Source organism: Rhodoferax sp. RT4P68, assembly GCF_056521305.1.
Genome location: NZ_JBWMBB010000003.1, coordinates 447,008 through 466,117 on the forward strand (window position 1 = coordinate 447,008; position 19,110 = coordinate 466,117).

The 19,110-nt window shown below is 68.5% G+C and carries 14 protein-coding genes; 5 read left to right on the forward strand and 9 right to left on the reverse strand.

Annotation, left to right across the window (positions count from 1 at the left end; translation table 11 throughout):
- Positions 1-39 precede the first annotated feature (39 nt).
- The 4 genes from accC to AC099J_RS08610 are packed head-to-tail and all read left to right on the forward strand — an operon-like array spanning position 40 to position 4,831.
- The gene (gene accC, locus AC099J_RS08595) at positions 40-1,389 is read left to right on the forward strand and encodes an acetyl-CoA carboxylase biotin carboxylase subunit (protein ID WP_479614817.1); all 1,350 of its coding nucleotides are present in this window, start codon (positions 40-42) and stop codon (positions 1,387-1,389) included.
- 33 nt (positions 1,390-1,422) lie between these two features.
- The gene (prmA, locus tag AC099J_RS08600; protein ID WP_479614818.1) at positions 1,423-2,313 is read left to right on the forward strand and encodes a 50S ribosomal protein L11 methyltransferase; all 891 of its coding nucleotides are present in this window, start codon (positions 1,423-1,425) and stop codon (positions 2,311-2,313) included.
- A 23-nt stretch (positions 2,314-2,336) separates the two neighbouring features.
- Positions 2,337-3,896, forward strand: coding sequence for a DUF3426 domain-containing protein (locus AC099J_RS08605; RefSeq protein WP_479614819.1), 1,560 nt, complete (start codon positions 2,337-2,339; stop codon positions 3,894-3,896).
- Positions 3,897-3,928: 32 nt separating this feature from the next.
- Positions 3,929-4,831, forward strand: coding sequence for a carbohydrate kinase family protein (locus AC099J_RS08610; protein WP_479614820.1), 903 nt, complete (start codon positions 3,929-3,931; stop codon positions 4,829-4,831).
- 275 nt (positions 4,832-5,106) lie between these two features.
- Here the strand turns inward: AC099J_RS08610 and AC099J_RS08615 are convergent, their stop codons facing one another.
- From AC099J_RS08615 to AC099J_RS08650, 8 genes are all read right to left on the reverse strand, one after another.
- Positions 5,107-5,652 (reverse strand): histone, encoded by a 546-nt coding sequence (locus AC099J_RS08615; protein WP_479614821.1) that lies wholly within the window; start codon positions 5,650-5,652, stop codon positions 5,107-5,109.
- Between the two features lie 183 nt (positions 5,653-5,835).
- Positions 5,836-7,104 (reverse strand): ribonucleotide-diphosphate reductase subunit beta, encoded by a 1,269-nt coding sequence (locus AC099J_RS08620; RefSeq protein ID WP_479614822.1) that lies wholly within the window; start codon positions 7,102-7,104, stop codon positions 5,836-5,838.
- 172 nt (positions 7,105-7,276) lie between these two features.
- A complete protein-coding gene (locus tag AC099J_RS08625; protein ID WP_479614823.1) occupies positions 7,277-10,249 on the reverse strand; it encodes a ribonucleoside-diphosphate reductase subunit alpha in 2,973 nt (990 codons plus the stop codon).
- Positions 10,250-10,589: 340 nt separating this feature from the next.
- The gene (gene ampD, locus AC099J_RS08630) at positions 10,590-11,213 is read right to left on the reverse strand and encodes a 1,6-anhydro-N-acetylmuramyl-L-alanine amidase AmpD (protein ID WP_479614824.1); all 624 of its coding nucleotides are present in this window, start codon (positions 11,211-11,213) and stop codon (positions 10,590-10,592) included.
- A complete protein-coding gene (locus tag AC099J_RS08635) occupies positions 11,200-12,684 on the reverse strand; it encodes a sigma-54-dependent transcriptional regulator (protein ID WP_479614825.1) in 1,485 nt (494 codons plus the stop codon). Before AC099J_RS08635 ends, ampD begins: the two co-directional genes overlap by 14 nt.
- Before the next feature lie 2 nt (positions 12,685-12,686).
- A complete protein-coding gene (locus AC099J_RS08640; protein ID WP_479614826.1) occupies positions 12,687-14,438 on the reverse strand; it encodes a sensor histidine kinase in 1,752 nt (583 codons plus the stop codon).
- Positions 14,438-14,662, reverse strand: coding sequence for a PP0621 family protein (locus AC099J_RS08645; RefSeq protein WP_479614827.1), 225 nt, complete (start codon positions 14,660-14,662; stop codon positions 14,438-14,440). The genes AC099J_RS08640 and AC099J_RS08645 overlap by 1 nt, the downstream gene beginning before the upstream one ends.
- Positions 14,659-15,471, reverse strand: coding sequence for a cytochrome C assembly family protein (locus AC099J_RS08650; RefSeq protein ID WP_479614828.1), 813 nt, complete (start codon positions 15,469-15,471; stop codon positions 14,659-14,661). Before AC099J_RS08650 ends, AC099J_RS08645 begins: the two co-directional genes overlap by 4 nt.
- Before the next feature lie 87 nt (positions 15,472-15,558).
- Here AC099J_RS08650 and ffh point away from each other — a divergent pair, with 87 nt between their 5' ends.
- A complete protein-coding gene (ffh, locus tag AC099J_RS08655) occupies positions 15,559-16,929 on the forward strand; it encodes a signal recognition particle protein (RefSeq protein ID WP_479614829.1) in 1,371 nt (456 codons plus the stop codon).
- Positions 16,930-17,040: 111 nt separating this feature from the next.
- Here ffh and mdoH read toward each other — a convergent pair whose 3' ends face one another.
- The gene (mdoH, locus tag AC099J_RS08660; protein ID WP_479614830.1) at positions 17,041-19,074 is read right to left on the reverse strand and encodes a glucans biosynthesis glucosyltransferase MdoH; all 2,034 of its coding nucleotides are present in this window, start codon (positions 19,072-19,074) and stop codon (positions 17,041-17,043) included.
- Positions 19,075-19,110 lie beyond the last annotated feature (36 nt).

Genomic DNA, 19,110 nt, shown 5'->3' on the forward strand with positions numbered 1-19,110 from the left:
CGCGCGTAGCGTGCTGGGCGGTTTCGCCGCGGAGCCCCCATGTTTAAGAAAATCCTGGTTGCCAACCGCGGCGAAATCGCCCTGCGGATCCAGCGCGCCTGCCGCGAGCTGGGCGTCAAGGCCGTCATGGTCTATTCCGAAGCCGATCGCGACGCCAAGTACGTGCGCCTGGCCGACGAGGCTGTCTGCATCGGCCCGGCGCCCTCGGCGCAGAGCTACCTCAACATGCCGGCCATCATCTCGGCTGCCGAAGTGACTGACGCCGAGGCCATCCACCCCGGCTATGGCTTCCTGAGCGAAAACGCCGACTTCGCCGAGCGCGTCGAAAAGAGCGGCTTCCAGTTCATCGGCCCCACGCCGGAGTCGATCCGCATCATGGGCGACAAGGTCGCCGCCAAGCAGGCCATGATCAAGGCCGGTGTGCCGTGCGTGCCGGGCTCTGAGGGCGAGCTGCCCGATGACCCGGTCCAGATCCGCCGCATCGCCCGCACCATCGGCTATCCGGTGATCATCAAGGCCGCCGGCGGCGGTGGTGGGCGCGGCATGCGCGTCGTGCACACCGAGGCGGCGCTGGTCAACGCCGTGCAGATGACCAAGGCCGAGGCCGGCGCGGCGTTCGGCAATCCGGCTGTCTACATGGAGAAGTTCCTGCAGAACCCGCGGCACGTGGAAATCCAGGTGCTGGCCGACAAGTTCAAGAACGCCGTCTACCTGGGCGAGCGCGACTGCTCCATGCAGCGGCGCCACCAGAAGGTGATCGAAGAGGCCCCCGCGCCGGGCATCCCGCGCAAGCTGATCGAGCGCATCGGCGAACGCTGCACGGCGGCCTGCAAGCGCATCGGCTACCGCGGCGCCGGCACCTTCGAGTTCCTCTACGAAAACGGCGAGTTCTATTTCATCGAGATGAACACGCGCGTGCAGGTCGAACACCCGGTGACCGAGCTGATCACCGGCGTGGACATCGTGCGCACGCAGATCATGGTGGCGGCCGGCGAGAAGCTGCCGTTCACACAGCGCCAGATCGGCATCCATGGCCACGCCATCGAATGCCGCGTGAACGCCGAGCACCCGTACAACTTCATGCCTTCGCCGGGCCGCATCACGACCTGGCACCCGCCGGGCGGGCCGGGCGTGCGCGTGGACTCGCATGCCTATGCGAACTACTTCGTGCCGCCGAACTACGACTCCATGATCGGCAAGATCATCGTGCACGGCGACACGCGCGAGCAGGCCATGGCGCGCATGCGCACGGCCCTGGCCGAGACGGTCATCGAAGGCATCAACACCAACATCCCGCTCCACCGCGAGCTGATGGTGGACGCCAAGTTCATGGCCGGCGGCACCAACATCCACTACCTGGAAGAGTGGCTGTCGCAGCACAAGCGATGAGGTTTCCCGCGCTGGCGGCTTGAGGACGAGAGCATGTACGAAATCCGTCTGATGTGCCCCGAAGACCGGGTCGAGACGCTGAGCGAGGCGCTCGAAGCGCTGGACGCGCTGTCCGTCAGCGTCGAAGACGCCGACGCGCAGACCGATGCCGAACAGGCCCTGTTCGGCGAGCCCGGCATGCCGCCACCGGCCGAGGGCTGGCAGCGCTCGCGCCTCGTCGCCTTGTTCGGTACCGAAGAGAGTGCGCGCGAAGCCGGTGCGCTGCTGCAGGCGCAGGACTTCTTCGCCAGCTGCCAATGGCTGGGCATCGACGCCGTGCCCGAGCAGGACTGGGTGCGGCTCACGCAATCGCAGTTCACGCCGGTCGAGATCACCCCTGCGTTCTGGATCGTGCCGACCTGGCACGAGCCACCGGCGCAGGCGCAGCAGGTGATCCGGCTCGACCCGGGCCTGGCCTTTGGCACCGGCACGCACCCCACGACCCGCATGTGCCTGCGCTGGGTGGCGCGCCATGGGGTGGACGCCGGGTGGGGCCGGGTGCTGGACTACGGCTGTGGCTCCGGCATCCTGGCGATCGCCGCGGCTAAGCACGGCGCCACAGAGATCGACGCGGTCGACATCGACGAGGCGGCCGTCACCTCCACGCTGGCCAACGCCGCCGCCAACGGCGTGCGCCTGCACGCCGGCCTGCCGGACCGCGCCCAGGGCGAATATGCGGTGGTGCTGGCCAACATCCTGGCCACGCCGCTGAAGATGCTGGCGCCACTGCTGTGCGCGCACGTCGGTGCTGGCGGCAGTCTGGTGCTGGCCGGCATCCTGGAGCGCCAGGCCGACGAGCTGCAGGCCGTCTACGCGCCTTACCTGCCGCTGCAGGTGGCCGACCGCGAAGACGGTTGGGTGTTGATGACCGCCCAGCGCGCCTGAAGGCAGGCCGGCCGACCGCGCCCATGAGTCTCATCACGCGCTGCCCGTCCTGCGGAACCTCGTTCCGGGTGGTGCCCGACCAGCTGCGCATTTCGCAGGGCTGGGTGCGCTGCGGCCAATGCGCGGAGATCTTCGACGCCTCGCAGGCCCTGCGGGACTCCGTTACGCCGGCTCCCGCGTCCACCCCCGTCGCATCACGCCTCGCCGTGCCGCTGGCGGCTGCGCCGCAGGCCGATGGCGGCGACGATGGCCATGGCCATGACCTTGGCAACGGCTTCGCCGATACACACGCCACCTTCGCCAACACCACCAACGAGCCCGCGCGACCGGCAGGCGCCGCAGAGGATGCGCCTTGGCAGCCGCAGTCTCCCGCAGGCGACGCCGGTACGCCCACGCTGGTCGACATGGCGCCCGCATGGCCTCAGTCCGCCGCGTCCGAAATGCCGGTGACCGATTCCGTCGCGTCGCTGGACATGGAGTTCGCCGACTACCGGCAGACCCAGGTGCAGCCCGAGAGCGAGCCGGCGCCGCTCGCGTTCGATGGGCTGGAGGTGCGGCATGGACGAGATCTGTCCGACGCGTCCGATGTGCCTGGTGTGCCCGGCGCCACCGACGGCTCCGACGCCCCCGTCGCCCCTGTCGCCCCCGTCGCCTTCGGCGCGTCCGACGCCTCCACCGCCCCAGATACCCCCGGTGCGCCCCATTCGCCGAATGCGTCGGATGCGTCCGCTTTGACCCAGGCCTCCGATGCGTCCGTCCGTGCCGAGCCGCGGGCCGACGGCGCGGGCCCCGCCTCGCCCGCCGGGCCTTCGCAGCAGTCTGCGCCGCCTTTCGCCCCGTTGCCCCCGGCCGAGCTGGGCCCCGGTCGGCTGCACGTCACGCCGGTCGAGCCCGTCACCCGCGCGCGCTCCGCCGCTGTCTCGTCGCTGGGCGGCCTGCCCCTGTTGCGCCGTGAAGCGGCCGAGGCACCAGAGCCGCCGCCGCTGCCCCCCACCGTCACCGCCCGCCCGCCCGCGCCCAGGCCGCTGGACCCTGCCGTGGCCGAGCTGTCGTTCATGCGCGATGCCCCCATCGCCGCCGTGCCGGTGCCGCCACCACCGCCGCGTGCGCGCCACCTGCGCTGGGCCGGCGTTGCGGGTGCGCTGCTGCTGGCGCTGGTGTTGCTGCTGCAATGGCTGGTGCACGAGCGCGACCGCCTCGCCGCCGCCGCGCCCGCGCTGCGGCCCGTGGTGCAGGCGCTGTGCGTACCGCTGCGCTGCAGCGTGCAGGCGCCGCGCCGCATCGACGCCGTGGTCATCGACGGCTCGTCCTTCGTCGCGTCGGGCGAAGATGGCTACCGGCTCGGCTTCAACCTGCGCAACCGCGCATCGCACGCCGTCGCGCTGCCGGCCCTTGTGCTGTCGCTGACCGATGTGCAAGAGCAGCCCGTGGTGCGCCGCGTGCTGCTGCCGGCCGAGCTGGGCACGCCGCCTGCGGAGTTGCCCGCGCACGGCGAATGGGCCGCCAGTGTGGACTTGCGCATGGCCGACAACGCCGGCCGGGCCCGGGTCGTGGGCTACCGGCTCGACGCTTTCTATCCCTGATCTTTATTCCCCGAACTCTCACCGGTACCACCATGGCCAGCATCATCTGCGGATCTCTCGCGTTCGACACCATCATGACTTTCGAGGGCAGGTTCTCGGACCAGATCCTGCCGGACCAGATCCACAACCTGAACGTCTCCTTTCTGGTGCCGGGCCTGCGGCGCGATTTCGGCGGCTGCGCCGGCAACATCGCCTACGGCCTGAAGCAGCTGGGCGGCGTGCCCTTGCCCATGGCCACGCTGGGCAGCGACAGCGCGGACTATCTGCAGCGCCTGTCCGAGCTGGGCATCAGCACCGAATACGTGCGCGAGGTGCCGGACAGCTACACCGCGCAGGCCATGATCATGACCGACCAGGGCAACAACCAGATCACCGCCTTCCACCCCGGCGCGATGATGCAGGCCCACACCACCTGCATCACCGCTCGCGCTGACGTCAAGCTGGGCATCATCTCGCCGGACGGGCGCGACGCCATGCTGCAGCACGCCGAGCAGTTCGTCGAAGCCGGCATTCCCTTCGTGTTCGACCCCGGCCAGGGCCTGCCGATGTTCGACGGCGCCGCGCTCAAGCACTTCATCGACCTGGCCACCTGGGTCACCGTGAACGACTACGAAGGCAAGATGCTCAGCGAGCGCACCGGTCTTGGCTTTGCCGAGCTGTCGCGCCAGGTGCAGGGCTTGGTCGTCACCCTCGGCAGTGAGGGCAGCGAGGTGTGGGTCAACGGCGAGAAGACGCTCGTCGCCCCGGTGCAGGCCACCGCAGTGGTCGACCCCACCGGCTGCGGCGACGCCTACCGCGCCGCGCTGCTGTATGGCCTGGAGCAAGGCTGGCCCCTGGCCCGCTGCGCCGCCCTGGGCAGCCAGCTCGGCGCGTTGAAGATCGCCCAGCGTGGGCCGCAGAACTACGTCGTAGACGGGGCCGCACTGGACCTCTGACGCACTTGCGCGGCCGGCCCGATGGCCCGACCCTGCGGGGTGGCGGGTGAGCGGCCGCCCGCCCGCCTACGACATCGCCATGACCACCACTGCACAGCTGTAGCTGGGGCAACCGTCCTGAGCCCTGGGGGCGGGGCAAAGCCGAAGGTCCAGGGCAGCGCGCCACATTCATTCCGCACTGACCCGCAACTAGGATTACGTCGGCGATCGCCCAAAGAAAAAGCCCGGCATCTTTCGACACCGGGCTTGCATGCGCGCTTTGCAGCGCGCGTGGCTCAGGGCTTGCTGGCCGTCGGGAAGGGCCAAGCGGCTTGCGGGTTCAGCGTGGTCTGCGTGGCAGACGCTGGGGCAGGGGCAGGCTTGGCGGCAGCGGGCGCGGCCGCGGCTTTCTTGGCGGCCTTCTTGGTGGCTGCTTTCTTGGCGGGCGCTGCGGGAGCGGCCTTCTTGGCGGGAGCGGCGGCCTTCTTGGCGGCTGCCTTCTTCGCCGGAGCGGCCTTTTTCGCGGGCGCTGCCTTCTTCGCTACAGCCTTCTTGGCCGGAGCGGCTGCCTTCTTGGCGGGCGCAGCCTTCTTGGCCGGAGCGGCCTTCTTCGCGGGTGCAGCCTTCTTGGCGGGCGCAGCCTTCTTCGCGGGAGCGGCCTTCTTGGCCGGAGCAGCCTTCTTCGCAGGCGCCGCCTTCTTGGCCGGAGCGGCCTTCTTCGCGGGCGCCGCCGCCTTCTTGGCTACGGCCTTCTTCGCGGGCGCAGCAGCCTTCTTTGCGGGAGCGGCTTTCTTCGCCGGTGCAGCAGCCTTCTTTGCGGCTGGTTTCTTTGCAGTTGCCATTGATTTCTCCTTGATCGGATTACAAAGAGCACTTCATGCGGGTTGGGCCGCTTGAAGCGATGCATGGCGTTGGAACCGAAGTCCCAGCGCCATGGATTCGAGAACGCGCAACGCCCGCACTCTGGCGGTGCTTGGGTGGGTTGCGCGTGATGCCGTGAAGCATGTTCTTTTCTTGGATGGACTTCAGTCCCAGGACAGCGCCCCACCGGATTGGTACTCGATGACGCGGGTCTCGAAGAAGTTGCGTTCCTTCTTCAGGTCGATCATCTCGCTCATCCAGGGGAACGGGTTCTCTTCGTTCGGGAACAGCGCCTCCAGCCCGATCTGGGTGGCGCGGCGGTTCGCGATGTAGCGCAGGTAGCCTTTGAACATGGACGCGTTCATGCCGAGCACGCCGCGCGGCATGGTGTCTTCGGCGTAGCGGTATTCCAGCTCGACAGCCTTTTCGAACAGCGCCTTGATCTCGGCCTTGAACTCGGATGTCCACAGGTGCGGGTTCTCCAGCTTCAGCTGGTTGATCAGGTCGATGCCGAAGTTGCAGTGCATGGACTCGTCGCGCAGGATGTACTGGTACTGCTCGGCGGCGCCCGTCATCTTGTTCTGCCGGCCCAGCGCCAGGATCTGCGTAAAGCCGACGTAGAAGAACAGGCCTTCCATCAGGCCGGCGAAGACGATCAGGCTCTTGAGCAGCGTCTGGTCGTTCTCGTGCGTGCCGGTGTGGAAGTGCGGGTCGCTGATGGCCTCGATGAAGGGGATCAGGAACTGGTCCTTGTCGCGGATCGACTGCACCTCGTTGTAGGCGTTGAAGATCTCGCTCTCGTCCAGCCCCAGCGACTCCACGATGTACTGGTAGGCGTGCGTGTGGATGGCTTCCTCGAAGGCCTGGCGCAGCAGGAACTGGCGGCACTCCGGCGCGGTGATGTGGCGGTAGGTGCCCAGCACGATGTTGTTGGCGGCCAGCGAATCGGCGGTGACGAAGAAGCCCAGGTTGCGCTTGACGATGCGGCGCTCGTCTTCGGTCAGGCCGTTCGGGTCCTTCCACAACGCGATGTCGCGCGTCATGTTCACCTCTTGCGGCATCCAGTGGTTGGCGCAGGTGGCGAGGTACTTTTCCCAGGCCCACTTGTACTTGAACGGCACCAGCTGGTTGACGTCGGTCTGGCCGTTGATGATGCGCTTGTCGGCCGCGTTCACGCGGCGCGCGACGGGTGCTGGCTGCGTGGCCGGCGTGCGTGCAGCGGGAGTACGCGCAACGGCTGCAGCGGGCGTTGAAACGGGTGTGGATGCGGGGGCGATGGCACCGTCGTCGAGACGGCGCGCGGCCGCAGGCTGCACGGTTGCGGAGGGGGCGTACACGGAATCAGGAGAGACCAATGCCTCGCGGTTCCCGATGGAGCCGCCGTGCGTGGCAGATGGCGAGGAGGGCTTGACTTCGTCGTCCCAGGTGAGCATAGATTTTCCAGTGCGCAGATTATGAAAGCGGTGCTGTGAAATGCAAAGGACTCAACAGCATTCGGGCTGTGCACCGCGTGTGTTTGTTGCTCTGTCGCATCGCAAACGAGTGCTTCGTTCGCGATGCGATGCAGGCCGAACGCAGGTTGCTCATGCGCCTGCGTTCAAGCCCTCACTGGCAGGCTTCGCAAGTGGGGTCGTCGACGCCGCAGAACTTCACGTCGGTGGCCGGAGATGCCGCCAGCGGTGCGCTCATCTGCGCGTCCATCTGCGCGCGCGCCTTGGCCGCAGCCACGTCCATCGCGCTCATCTTCGGCGTGCTGTCCGTACCCGACGAGACGGCGTTCATGCGGCCTGCCGTGACGGTCGATTTCTCGGCGTGCGTGGCCCCGCGCGTGCGCAGGTAGTAGGTGGTCTTCAGGCCACGCGTCCACGCCAGCTTGTAGGTGTCGTCCAGCTTCTTGCCCGAGGCGCCAGCCATGTAGATGTTGAGCGACTGCGCCTGGTCGATCCATTTCTGGCGGCGTGCTGCGGCCTCGACCAGCCAGGTGGTCTCGACCTCGAACGCGGTGGCGTAGAGCGACTTGATCTCCTGCGGCACGCGGTCGATGGGTTCTAGCGAACCGTCGAAGTGCTTGAGGTCCATGACCATCACGTCGTCCCACAGGTGCAGACGCTTCAGGTCGCGCACCAGGTAGTGGTTGATGACGGTGAACTCGCCGGACAGGTTGGACTTGACCGACAGGTTGCCGAAGCAGGGCTCGATCGACGCGTCCACGCCGATGATGTTGGAGATCGTCGCGGTCGGCGCGATGGCCACGCAGTTGGAGTTGCGCATGCCATCCATCTTGATCTTGGCGCGCAGCGCGTCCCAATCCATCGTGGCCGAGCGGTCGACTTCGACGAAGCCGCCGCGGGCCTGGTGCAGCAGCTCCAGCGTGTCCAGCGGCAAGATGCCCTTGCTCCACAGCGAGCCCTTGTAGCTGGAATAGCGGCCGCGCTCGGCGGCCAGATCGGTGGAGGCCCAGTAGGCGTAGTAGCAGATGGCCTCCATCGAGGTGTCGGCGAACTGCACGGCTGCATCGCTGGCGTAGGGGATGCGCAGCTCGTACAGCGCGTCCTGAAAGCCCATCAGCCCCAGGCCCACCGGGCGGTGGCGCAGGTTGGAGTCGCGCGCCTTCTTGACGGCGTAGTAGTTGATGTCGATCACGTTGTCCAGCATGCGCATGGCCGTGGAGATCGTCTTCTTCAGCTTGTCGTGGTCCAGCACCTGCGTGGCGGCACCGTCGGCGCCGCGTGCGCCTTCCTTCAGATGCTGCAGCAGGTTGACCGAGCCCAGGTTGCAGACGGCGGTCTCGGTGTCGCTGGTGTTCAGCGTGATCTCGGTGCACAGGTTGGACGAGTGCACGACACCCACGTGCTGCTGCGGCGAGCGCACGTTGCAGGCGTCCTTGAACGTGATCCAGGGGTGGCCGGTCTCGAACAGCATCGTCAGCATCTTGCGCCACAGGTCGGCAGCCTGCAGCGTGCGGCTGGGCTTGATCTCGCCGCGTGCAGCCTTCTCTTCGTAGGCCGCGTAAGCCTTCTCGAAGTCGGCGCCGAAGAGGTCGTGCAGGTCCGGCACGTCGGAGGGCGAGAACAGCGTCCAGGTGCCTTTCTCCATGACGCGGCGCATGAACAGATCCGGGATCCAGTTGGCCGTGTTCATGTCGTGCGTGCGGCGCCGGTCGTCGCCGGTGTTCTTGCGCAGCTCCAGGAACTCTTCGATGTCCAGGTGCCAGCTTTCCAGATACGTGCAGACCGCGCCCTTGCGCTTGCCGCCCTGGTTCACGGCGACTGCCGTGTCGTTGACGACCTTCAGGAACGGCACCACGCCCTGCGATTCGCCGTTCGTGCCCTTGATGTGGCTGCCCAGGGCGCGCACGCGCGTCCAGTCGTTGCCCAGGCCGCCTGCGAACTTGGACAGCAGGGCGTTTTCCTTGATCGACTCGTAGATGCCGTCCAGATCGTCAGGCACGGTCGTCAGGTAGCACGACGAGAGCTGCGAGCGCAGCGTGCCGGCGTTGAACAGCGTGGGCGTGCTGGACATGAAGTCGAACGAGGACAGGACCTCGTAGAACTCGATGGCGCGCGCCTCGCGGTCGATCTCGTTCAGCGACAGGCCCATGGCCACACGCATGAAGAAGGCCTGCGGCAGCTCGATGCGGGTCTTGCGCACGTGCAGAAAGTAGCGGTCGTACAGCGTCTGTAGGCCCAGGTAGTCGAACTTCAGGTCGCGCTCGGCCTTCAGGGCCGCGCCCAGACGCTTCAGGTCGAACTGCAGCAGCTTCTCGTCCAGCAGCTCGTTGTCCACACCCTTCTTGATGTAGAGCGGGAAGTAGTCTGCATAGCGCTGGGCCATCTCGGCTTGCGTGGATTCCACGTCCAGCACTTCCTTGACGATGGTGTGCAGCAACAGGCGCGCCGTGGCGTAGGTGTAGTCCGGGTCCTTCTCGATCAGGGTGCGGGCGGCCAGGATGGCGGCCTTGTAGACCTCTTCGATCGGCACGCCGTCGTACAGGTTGCGCATGGTCTCGGCCACGATCGGGTCGGGCTTCACATCGGCGCCCAGGCCGGCGCAGGCGTCGGCAATCAGCTGCTGCAGCTGGCCCAGGTCGAGCGCAATGCGCTCGCCGCCGTCCAGCACGTGGATGGTGGGGGCCACGGGCTGCGCCTGCTCGCCCTGGCGCTGGCGTTCCTGGGTGCGGCGTTCGCGGTACAGCACATAAGCGCGGGCGATCTCGTGGTGCCCGCCGCGCATGAGGCCGAGCTCGACCTGGTCCTGCACGTCTTCGATGTGGAAGGTGCCGCCACCCGGGCGCGAGCGCACCAGGGCGCGTGTCACGGCCTGGGTCAGGCTGTCGACCTGCTCGCGCACGCTGGCCGAGGCCGCGCCCTGCGTGCCGTGCACGGCCAGGAAGGCCTTCATCATCGCCACGGCGATCTTGGTCGGCTCGAACGGTACGACGGCGCCGTTGCGGCGGATGATCTGGTAGTGCGCCAGCATGCTGGCAGGCAGGGTGTCGGCAACCGTGCCGCGGCCGGTCGGTTGGCCCTGTGTGGGCGTGGCATGCGAAGTGGATGGGAGGTGAGCTGCGCTTTGCATGGCTTCCTTTGATGGCAACGAAAAGGGGGAGGAATCCGGCGGCTGCGGCACCACCGCAACATGGGTGGAGGGCTGCCAGGGGGATCGGTGGCGCACACTATATCTAGGGTGTGGAGCTAATTCAAGCCACTACCGGTAGTGTATCCGGGTGCTTTTCCCCTCTGCAGATGAGGGCCGCGGGGTGGGCTGCAAGTGCGGCCCGGCGCCGGGCCTTTGGGCATCGGTGTGTGGCCGGCACAAGCCCCTGCGCACGCGCGTTGCGGGGCCATTCCGTCCGCCAGGCGGCATGCCTGCTGGGTTCGCGTCGCCGGCCTGCGCGCTGGCCATGTGACGCGCTGTTTCAATCGCGCTGTGTGCGCGTCACCACATCGGGAAAACACCGGGCCGGCCAAGCCAGGCCGCCGCGCAATGCCGACCAGTCGAAGCCCGGCCCCGGGTCTTGTTTGCGGCCCGGCGCGACGTGCTCGTGGCCGGCCATGTGGTTGATCGGGTAGCGCTGTGCGATGGCGGTGCACAAGCCGACGAGCGTGTCGTACTGCGCCGGCTCGAACGGCCCGCCCTCGATGCCTTCGAGCTCGATGCCGATGGAGTCGTCGTTGCACTCGTCGCGCCCGCGCCAGTGCGAGCGCCCGGCATGCCAGGCGCGCTCGTCGCAGTCCACGAACTGCCACAGCTCGCCGTGGCGGCGGATGTAGAAATGCGCCGACACCTGCAGGCTGCGGATCTGCTGGAAGTAGGGGTGGGCGTCCCAGTCGAGCTGGTTCATGAACAGCGCCTGCACGTCCTCGCCACCGTAGACGCCCGGCGGCAGGCTGATGGAGTGCAGCACGATCAGGTCGATCGCCGCGCCCGCCGGCCGTGGCCCGCAGTTGGGCGAGCGTTGGCGCCGCGCGTACCGGTACCAGCCGCCTTTCCAGATCGCGCGCGTGCTAGGTGGCGCGGGGGCGCTCTCAGGTGTCGTCATGGGGCTCGTTGTCCTGCGGCGTGGCGATGTTGAGGCGTGCGATGCGGTAGCGGATCTGGCGCAGCGACAGGCCCAGCCGCGCCGCCGTGGCCGTGCGGTTGAAGCCGGTTTCGTGCAGCACGCGGATCAGGATGGCGCGCTCCTGCTGGTCCAGGTAGCCCTGAAGGTCGCTCGGCGTCTCGCCCGGTGCAGGCGCAGCCGCTGCATCGCTGTAGCCCAACGGCATGCTGTCGGAGGCTGCGAAGCCGCTGTCCAGCTCATCGCCCTCGCTCATGGCCACGGCGCGGTGCAGCAGGTTCTCCAGCTCACGCACGTTGCCGGCCAGCGGGTGCTGCTGCAGCTCGAGCAGCAGCGCGGCGGAGGGTGGCGGCACCGGCATGCCGGACTCGTGGGCGATGCGCGCCAGCAGGGCCTGGCACAGCGCCGGCAGGTCGTCGCGGCGTTCACGCAGGGGCGGCACCTGGATCTCGATCACGTTGAGCCGGTAGTACAGGTCCTGGCGGAAGCGGCCAGACTTCACGTCGGCGGTCAGGTCGCGGTGCGTCGCACTGACGATGCGCACGTCCACCGTGTCCTCCTGCGTCGAGCCCAGCGGCCGCACGCTGCGTTCCTGGATCGCACGCAGCAGCTTGGACTGCATGGCCAGCGGCAGGTCGCCGATCTCGTCCAGAAACAGCGTGCCGCCGCGCGCTGCCTGGAAGTAGCCCGGCCGGTCCGCCAGCGCGCCGGTGTAGGAGCCCTTGCGCGCGCCGAAGAACTCGGCCTCCAGCAGGTTCTCCGGAATGGCGCCGCAGTTCACCGCCACCAGCGGCCCGCTGGCGCGGTGGCTGCAGGCGTGCAGCGCCTGGGCCACCAGTTCCTTGCCGGTGCCTGATTCGCCGCGCACCAGCACCGGTGCCATGCTGCGCGCCACCTTCTGGATGCGCTGCTTGACCTGGCGCATGGGTTCGGATTCGCCGACCAGGCGGTCCAGCATCGGCTGGGCGCTGGTGGCGCGTTCGCCTGTGGAGGGCCTTGCCATGGCGCCCGGGCGGGAGGGTGCGCGCAGCGCCGGCTGGGCCAGTTCCTGCACGGCCGAGGCCACCACCGCGCGGAACTGCTTCAGGTCCACCGGCTTGGTGAGGTAGTCGAAGGCGCCGGCCTTCAGCGCCTCGACCGCGCTCTCGGCCGAGCCATAGGCCGTCATGACGACGAAGCGCTCGGGCCGTTGCTGCGCCCGCAGCCCGTGCAACAGCGCCAGGCCCAGGCCATCGGGCAGCCGCATGTCGCTGATGACAGCGTCAAAGCGGTGCTCCTGCAGCAGTGCCTGCGCCTGCGCCAGCGTGCCGGCGGCCTCTACGCGGTAGCCCTCGCGCAGCAGCGTCAGCTCATACAGCGTGCACAGGTCCGGCTCGTCGTCCACCACCAGGATGTAGGCGCCCGCGCGCGGCGGCCGCAGTGGCGCGGAATCTTCGGACGGCGGGTGCGCCATGGTCATAGGGTGTGCAGGTGCGACGGGCGCGTAGTGCCTGCCCCGGCGATCGGCTTGGGCGGGCGGAACTGCACGAAGAATTCATTGCCCTGCACCGTCTGGCCAGCCACCCGACGCGCAGCGCGCTGGTAGCCAATGGTGGCGCGGTGGCGCTCGCACAGTTCGCGGCAAATGTACAACCCCAGCCCGCTGGAGCGGCTTTCCGACGAGAAGAAGGGCTCGAACAGGTGCTGCTCGACCGAGTGGTCCAGCGGCGGGCCGTCGCTCCATACCTGCAGGCTGGATTGGCGCTCGGGCGACAGCCGCGTCGACACCTGCAGCGCGGCCGGCGCTGCGCTGACGTAGCGCAGCGCGTTGTCCAGCAGGTTGACCAGCACGCGGCGCAGGTGGTCGGTGTCGAAGTCCACTGGCAGGCCCTGCGTGCCCAGGTCCAGGTGCAGCTTTCGCTGCTGCGGCGCGTGCCGTGTCCAGTCGTCGCAGATGGCGCGCACGCCTGCGTCCAGCAACAGGCTGGGCGGCGAGGTGCGCCCGGCCGCGGGGATGCGCGCCACGTCCAGCACCTCGTCGACGATCTTGGACAGACGCTGCGCGTTCTGCCGCACCATGCGCGTGAGCTGCTTGTGGGCCGGGTCCTGCAGGTCTTCGTCGAGCAGCGCGTTGGCCTGCGAAATCGCGGCCAGCGGGTTGCGGATCTCGTGCGCCACGGCGGCCGACATGCGGCCCATGGCGGCCATCTTCTCGGTGCGCAGCCGCGCCTCCACTTCGCGCAGGTCGTGCAGGAACATCACGCACAGGCTTTCGTGGCGCAGCCCATGCGTCTCGGTCATGCGCGTGCGCACCCGCACGCGGCGCGCGCCCTTGCCGGGGTTGCGCAGCACGATGTCGGCACTCTGCGTGCTCTCGCTGTCGAAGGTGCGCCGCGCCATGTCGATCAGCGGCGCCCAGCCGGACCGGGCGTCCAGCGCCAGCGCCGCGCGGTCCTGCGTGCCGCCCACGCCCAGCAGCAGCCGCGCCGCCGGGTTGGCCGCGCGCGTGCGGCCCGCCGCATCGACCACCAGCACGCCATCGGCCAGCGTTTCGATGACCAGTTCGTTGACCTGCGTCTGCAGCCGGGCTGCCTGTTGGCTGGTCAGCGCCAGCTGTTCCTCGCGCACCAGCCGGGCTGCCAGCTGGTTGGCCAGAAAGGCCACCAGCAGATAGCCCAGGCCGGTCAAAACCGTCTGCAGGTAGCGCGTGGTGACTTCGCCCACGCCGCGCGCGGCGCCCCACCAGGTCTCGGCCACCAGCAGCAGCGTGATGAACAGGGCCGTGCCGATGGCCATCGCGCGCGTGCCCAGCACCGCCGTCAGCAGCAGCGGCACGCCCAGCAGCGGCGTGTAGTTGATGGCGCCGGCCTGCGAGACGTGCAGCAGCGCGATGACCAGCACGTCCATGCCCACCGTGGTGAGCCAGGTCGGGTCCAACGCGTGGCGCGGCAGGCGCGGGCGCGCCAGCAGACGCACGGCCAGGGTGCTGGCGAAGTAGGCGCCGCACACTCCCAGCACCCACTGCGGCACGCTGTCGCTGAGCGCGTACAGCGTGGCCTGCAGCAGCAAGATGGCCAGCGAGATCATGACCCGCGCCGTCATGAAGCCCAGCCAGGCGCGCGCCATCGCCAGATCGCCGACCTGCGCCGCGGCGCCCTGCGATGCATCGGCCACCACCGGCGGGTCGGGCACGAAGCGCGCGTCCTTCAAGGCCTCGCGCGCGGGCATCAGGGGCCTTCGATCTGGCGCCGGTGTTCCACGCTGCAGTACACGCCCTTCGCGCTGCGCTCGGCGTCGGCCAGCGGCAGGTGCAGGCCGCAGGCGGCGCAGCGGACCATCTCGGCCTTGGCCACTGGCTTGCCGCGTGGCGGGCCGGCCTTGGGCGGCGGCCGGCGCGACCGCCACAGCCACACGCCGAACGCCACCACCAGCAGCACGATCAGGAACTTCATGCGGGCACCCGGGCGAGCAGCACTTCCATCACGAAGCGCGAGCCCACATAGGCCAGCAGCAGCAACCCGGAGCCGGTGTACAGCACACGCACGGCGGTGCGGCCGCGCCAGCCGAAACGGGCCCGGCCCAGCAGCAGCACTGCGAACGTCAGCCAGGACAGCAGCGAGAACACGGTCTTGTGGTTCCAGGTCCAGGCGCCGGCGGCCACGCCGTACAACGATTCGCCGAACAGCCAGCCGGCCGCCAGCGTGGCCGTCAACAGCACGAAGCCGGCCTGCACGAAGCGAAACGTCAGCCGCTCCAGCGTAAGCAGCGGCACGCCGGTGAACGAGGCCTGCACATGGCGCATGGCACGCTCGGCGCGCTGCATCATCCAGGCGTGGACCACGGCCGCCGCGAACAACCCGTAGGACGCGATGCCCAGCGCAAAGTGCAGCGGCAGCCAGGGCGAGGCGCGGTCGTGCAGCGGCGTGCCGGGAAACACCAGTGCCAGCAGCACGGCGGCGGCGCCGAACCCGGCCAGCGCCCAGCGTGCGCGCAGTTGCGGGAAGACGTGGCTTTCAACGGCGTAGACCGTCAGCACCAGCCAGGCCGTCACCGACAGCGCCGGCGCGAAGCCGAAACGCGGCGTGGCCGCGAACAGCAGGCTCCAGCAGAGCACCGTGCCGTGCAGCAGCCAGGCGGCCAGCAGCGCGGCGCGGCTGGCTGGCACGTTGAGCCGCGAGGCCGCAGCCGCAGGCACGGCATAGGCAATTGCGGCCGCACCCGACAGCAGCACGGTGGCCAGGGTCGCGCTCGGTAAAATCATGGCTGCAGTTTAGCGGCTCGCCCCTCTGGCGCAGCGGCTCTTTCCCCTCCACGCAACCCGTGCTCCTCGATGGAGCGAAGGATCTCCATGGCGTCCGCCCTCACAGAAAAGTTGTCACGCCTGGTCAAGGAAATCCGCGGCCAGGCCCGCATCACCGAGGCCAACGTCTCTGACATGCTGCGTGAGGTGCGCATGGCGCTGCTGGAGGCCGACGTCGCCCTGCCCGTGGTGCGCGAGTTCATCGCCCGGGTGAAAGAGAAAGCCCTCGGCCAGGATGTGCTGGGTTCGCTCTCGCCCGGCCAGGCGCTGGTCGGCATCGTCAACCGCGAGCTGGCGACCACCATGGGTGCCGGCCTGCCAGGCGGTGAACTCAATCTGGCCGCGCAGCCGCCTGCCGTGGTGCTGATGGCGGGCCTGCAAGGGGCCGGCAAGACCACCACCACCGCCAAGCTGGCCAAGCATTTGATCGAGCGGCGCAAGAAGAAGGTGCTTACCGTCTCCGCCGACGTCTACCGCCCGGCCGCCATCGAGCAGCTCAAGACCGTCACCAAACAGGCCGGCGCCGAGTGGTTCCCCAGCACCGGCGAGCAAAAGCCGGTCGACATCGCGCTGGCCGCGCTGGACTACGCGCGCAAGCACTATTTCGACGTGCTGCTGGTCGACACCGCCGGCCGGCTGGCCATCGACGAGGCGCTGATGCGCGAGATCCGCGAGCTGCATGCCGCCGTGAACCCGGTGGAGACGCTGTTCGTCGTGGATGCCATGCAGGGCCAGGACGCGATGAACACGGCCAAGGCCTTCTCGGATGCGTTGCCGCTGACCGGCATCGTGCTGACCAAGACCGACGGCGACTCGCGCGGCGGTGCGGCGCTGTCGGCCCGCCACATCACGGGCGCGCCGATCAAGTTCGCCGGCACCAGCGAGAAGATCGACGGCCTGGAGGTGTTCGACGCCGAACGCCACGCCGGCCGCGTGCTGGGCATGGGCGACATCGTGGCGCTGGTCGAGCAGGTCACGGCCAATGTGGACGTGGCGGCCGCGCAGAAGCTGGCGGCAAAGGTCAAGAGCGGCGAGAGTTTCGACCTGAACGATTTTCTGGGCCAGATCCAGCAGATGAAGCAGATGGGCGGCCTGTCCAGCCTGATGGACAAGCTGCCCTCGCAGATGACGGCCAAGGCCGGCCACGTCGACATGGACCGTGCCGAGCGCGACATCCGCCGCAAGGAGGGCATCATCCACAGCATGACGGCCCAGGAGCGCCGCAAGCCCGAGATCATCAAGGCCACCCGCAAGCGCCGCATCGCCGCAGGGGCCGGCGTTCAGGTGCAGGAGGTCAACCGCATGCTGAACGAGTTCGGCCAGATGCAGGACATGATGAAGAAGATGAAGGGCGGCGGCCTCATGAAGATGATGAAGCGCATGGGGGGCATGAAGGGCATGCCCAAGATGCCGTTTTGAGGGTCTTCCTGGGCCCATGAAAAAAGCGCCTCGTCGAGGCGCTTTTTCTTTGGCAGCCGCTGCACTGGCAGCGGCCGATTTGTCAGGCCGCCGTTGCCAGCGGCCCGGTCCTCAAGCTGCCAGGGCCAGGGGCCGCAGCGGCCGGCTGGCATGCAGCCAGGCGCGGCGCAGCACCGCCGGCGACCAGCTTTCTTCGGGAATCAGCAACCAGCGCTGGCGGCGCATGGCCGAGCCGATGTCGCTGCGGCTGGTCAGCACGCTCATGGGGATGGCCAGCAGCAGCGGCAGGCCCACCGGCACCAACCACGTCAGCGCGCCCGGGTCGATCATCGCAATACCGACGCCCAGCAGCGCGATCACGCCGCCCATCGGGGCCAGGCTGCGGGCAGCGTCGCTCCAGCGCAGCGCAGCGGCTTCGCGGGGGGGCGACTTCCATTCCAGCTTCAGGCCGGTCAGGGCCACCAGAACGAACAGCGAGTGGGCCAGCATGCGCACCGGCGACTGCAGCATGGCGAGCACGCTTTCCAGCGCGGCGCTCTTGATCAGGCCCAGCGTGCCACCGTAGCGGCGCTGCTCGCCCTGAATCAGCACAGCGGCCATGCCCAGCAGGCGCGGCAGGAACAGCACGGCCAGCGTCCAGATCCACAGGCCGATCAACTCAGCCGGCACGGCCGACAGGCCGTTGCCCACGGTGTGCAGGCCCACGGTCTGCGGCGTGCCCGACAGCCACAGCGCGGTGCCCAGCGTCATGAAGGCCAGCCAGATCGGGGCCGACAGGTAGGACATGGCGCCCGTGATGAACATGGCGCGGTGCACACCGGAGATACCGGGCTCGGCCATCAGGCGGGCGTTCTGCAGATTGCCCTGGCACCAGCGGCGGTCGCGCTGCAACTCGGACAGCAGGTCCGGCGGCTGCTGCTCGTAGCTGCCGGTCAGGTCAGACACCAGCCACACGTGGTAGCCAGCGCGGCGCATCAGCGCGGCTTCAACGAAGTCGTGCGACAGGATGCCGCCGGCCAGGCCGCCGCTGCCCTTGATCGGGGCCAGCGCGCAATGCTCCATGAAGGGCTTCACGCGCAGGATGGCGTTGTGGCCCCAGTAGTGCGACTCGCCCAGCTGCCAGTACTGCATGCCCAGCGTGAACAAACGGCCCGTCATGCGCGAGGCGAACTGCTGTGCACGGGCGTGCAAGGTCTGGTGGCCGATCGACTGCGTGGCGGTCTGGATGACGCCGGCGCGGGGGTGCACCTCCATCAGCTTGACCATGGAGGTCAGGCAGTCGCCGCTCATGACACTGTCGGCGTCCAGCACCACCATGTACTTGTAGTCGTTGCCCCAGCGGCGGCAGAAGTCGGCCACGTTGCCGGCCTTGCGGTGGGTGCGGCGCTTGCGCAGACGGTAATAGACCTCGATCGCCGGGCCGCCTTCCTGGGCCAGCACGGCGCGCAGGTCTTCCCAGGCAGCGCGCTCGGCCTGCTGGTTTTCCGGCTTGTTGCTGTCCGACAGCACGAACACGTCGAAGGCTTTGCCCTGGCCCGTGGCCAGCACCGATTCGCAGGTGGCGCGCAGGCCGGCGAACACCGTGGCCACGTCCTCGTTGCAGATCGGCATGATGATCGCCGTGCGGGCGTCGGCGCCGGTCGGCATGGGGTGGTTGTCCACCTCGCGGGCCGACAGTGCGTGGGCGTCACCGCGCAGCACGACGAAGAAGCCCATCAGTGCCGTGCCGAAGCCCGACACGATCCAGGCCGACAGCAGCGCAAACAGCGACAGCTGGCCGATCTCCAGAAACTTGTTGTCGTAGTTCGGTTGCACGGCGGCAAACAGGCTGGTGGCCACGGCCGAGGTCAACAGCACGATCAGCATCAGCGCCATGCGGCGCCGGCCGGCGGCCTGCTGCCACGCTTCAGGGGCTTCGGCGGGGCGCTCGGCGGCGGCCGGGCGCATGCCCGGGATGGCCATCAGGGCGGCGGTGCCCAGGCTGTTCCAGAAGCCACGCCAAGGGCGGGGCGTCATCGAGCCACGGTTGATGGGCGGTGCGGTGACCGAATTCGGATGGCGTTCGGCGCGCAGGTCGCTGCGCTGGCGTTCCCACGAGCGTCCTGCGATTTGCCGCCCGACGCGGGCGAAATGGTGCTGGTTCATGGAGTCTTCGCGGTTGGTAGAGAGGGGTGAGACGTT

What these genes read in the sequence shown, in the direction of transcription:
- accC (WP_479614817.1), top strand. Translation starts at nt 40, where the DNA reads ATGTTTAAGAAAATCCTGGTTGCCAACCGCGGCGAAATCGCCCTGCGG.
- prmA (WP_479614818.1), top strand. Translation starts at nt 1,423, where the DNA reads ATGTACGAAATCCGTCTGATGTGCCCCGAAGACCGGGTCGAGACGCTG.
- AC099J_RS08605 (WP_479614819.1), top strand. Translation starts at nt 2,337, where the DNA reads ATGAGTCTCATCACGCGCTGCCCGTCCTGCGGAACCTCGTTCCGGGTG.
- AC099J_RS08610 (WP_479614820.1), top strand. Translation starts at nt 3,929, where the DNA reads ATGGCCAGCATCATCTGCGGATCTCTCGCGTTCGACACCATCATGACT.
- AC099J_RS08615 (WP_479614821.1), bottom strand. Translation starts at nt 5,652, where the DNA reads ATGGCAACTGCAAAGAAACCAGCCGCAAAGAAGGCTGCTGCACCGGCG.
- AC099J_RS08620 (WP_479614822.1), bottom strand. Translation starts at nt 7,104, where the DNA reads ATGCTCACCTGGGACGACGAAGTCAAGCCCTCCTCGCCATCTGCCACG.
- AC099J_RS08625 (WP_479614823.1), bottom strand. Translation starts at nt 10,249, where the DNA reads ATGCAAAGCGCAGCTCACCTCCCATCCACTTCGCATGCCACGCCCACA.
- ampD (WP_479614824.1), bottom strand. Translation starts at nt 11,213, where the DNA reads ATGACGACACCTGAGAGCGCCCCCGCGCCACCTAGCACGCGCGCGATC.
- AC099J_RS08635 (WP_479614825.1), bottom strand. Translation starts at nt 12,684, where the DNA reads ATGGCGCACCCGCCGTCCGAAGATTCCGCGCCACTGCGGCCGCCGCGC.
- AC099J_RS08640 (WP_479614826.1), bottom strand. Translation starts at nt 14,438, where the DNA reads ATGCCCGCGCGCGAGGCCTTGAAGGACGCGCGCTTCGTGCCCGACCCG.
- AC099J_RS08645 (WP_479614827.1), bottom strand. Translation starts at nt 14,662, where the DNA reads ATGAAGTTCCTGATCGTGCTGCTGGTGGTGGCGTTCGGCGTGTGGCTG.
- AC099J_RS08650 (WP_479614828.1), bottom strand. Translation starts at nt 15,471, where the DNA reads ATGATTTTACCGAGCGCGACCCTGGCCACCGTGCTGCTGTCGGGTGCG.
- ffh (WP_479614829.1), top strand. Translation starts at nt 15,559, where the DNA reads ATGGCGTCCGCCCTCACAGAAAAGTTGTCACGCCTGGTCAAGGAAATC.
- mdoH (WP_479614830.1), bottom strand. Translation starts at nt 19,074, where the DNA reads ATGAACCAGCACCATTTCGCCCGCGTCGGGCGGCAAATCGCAGGACGC.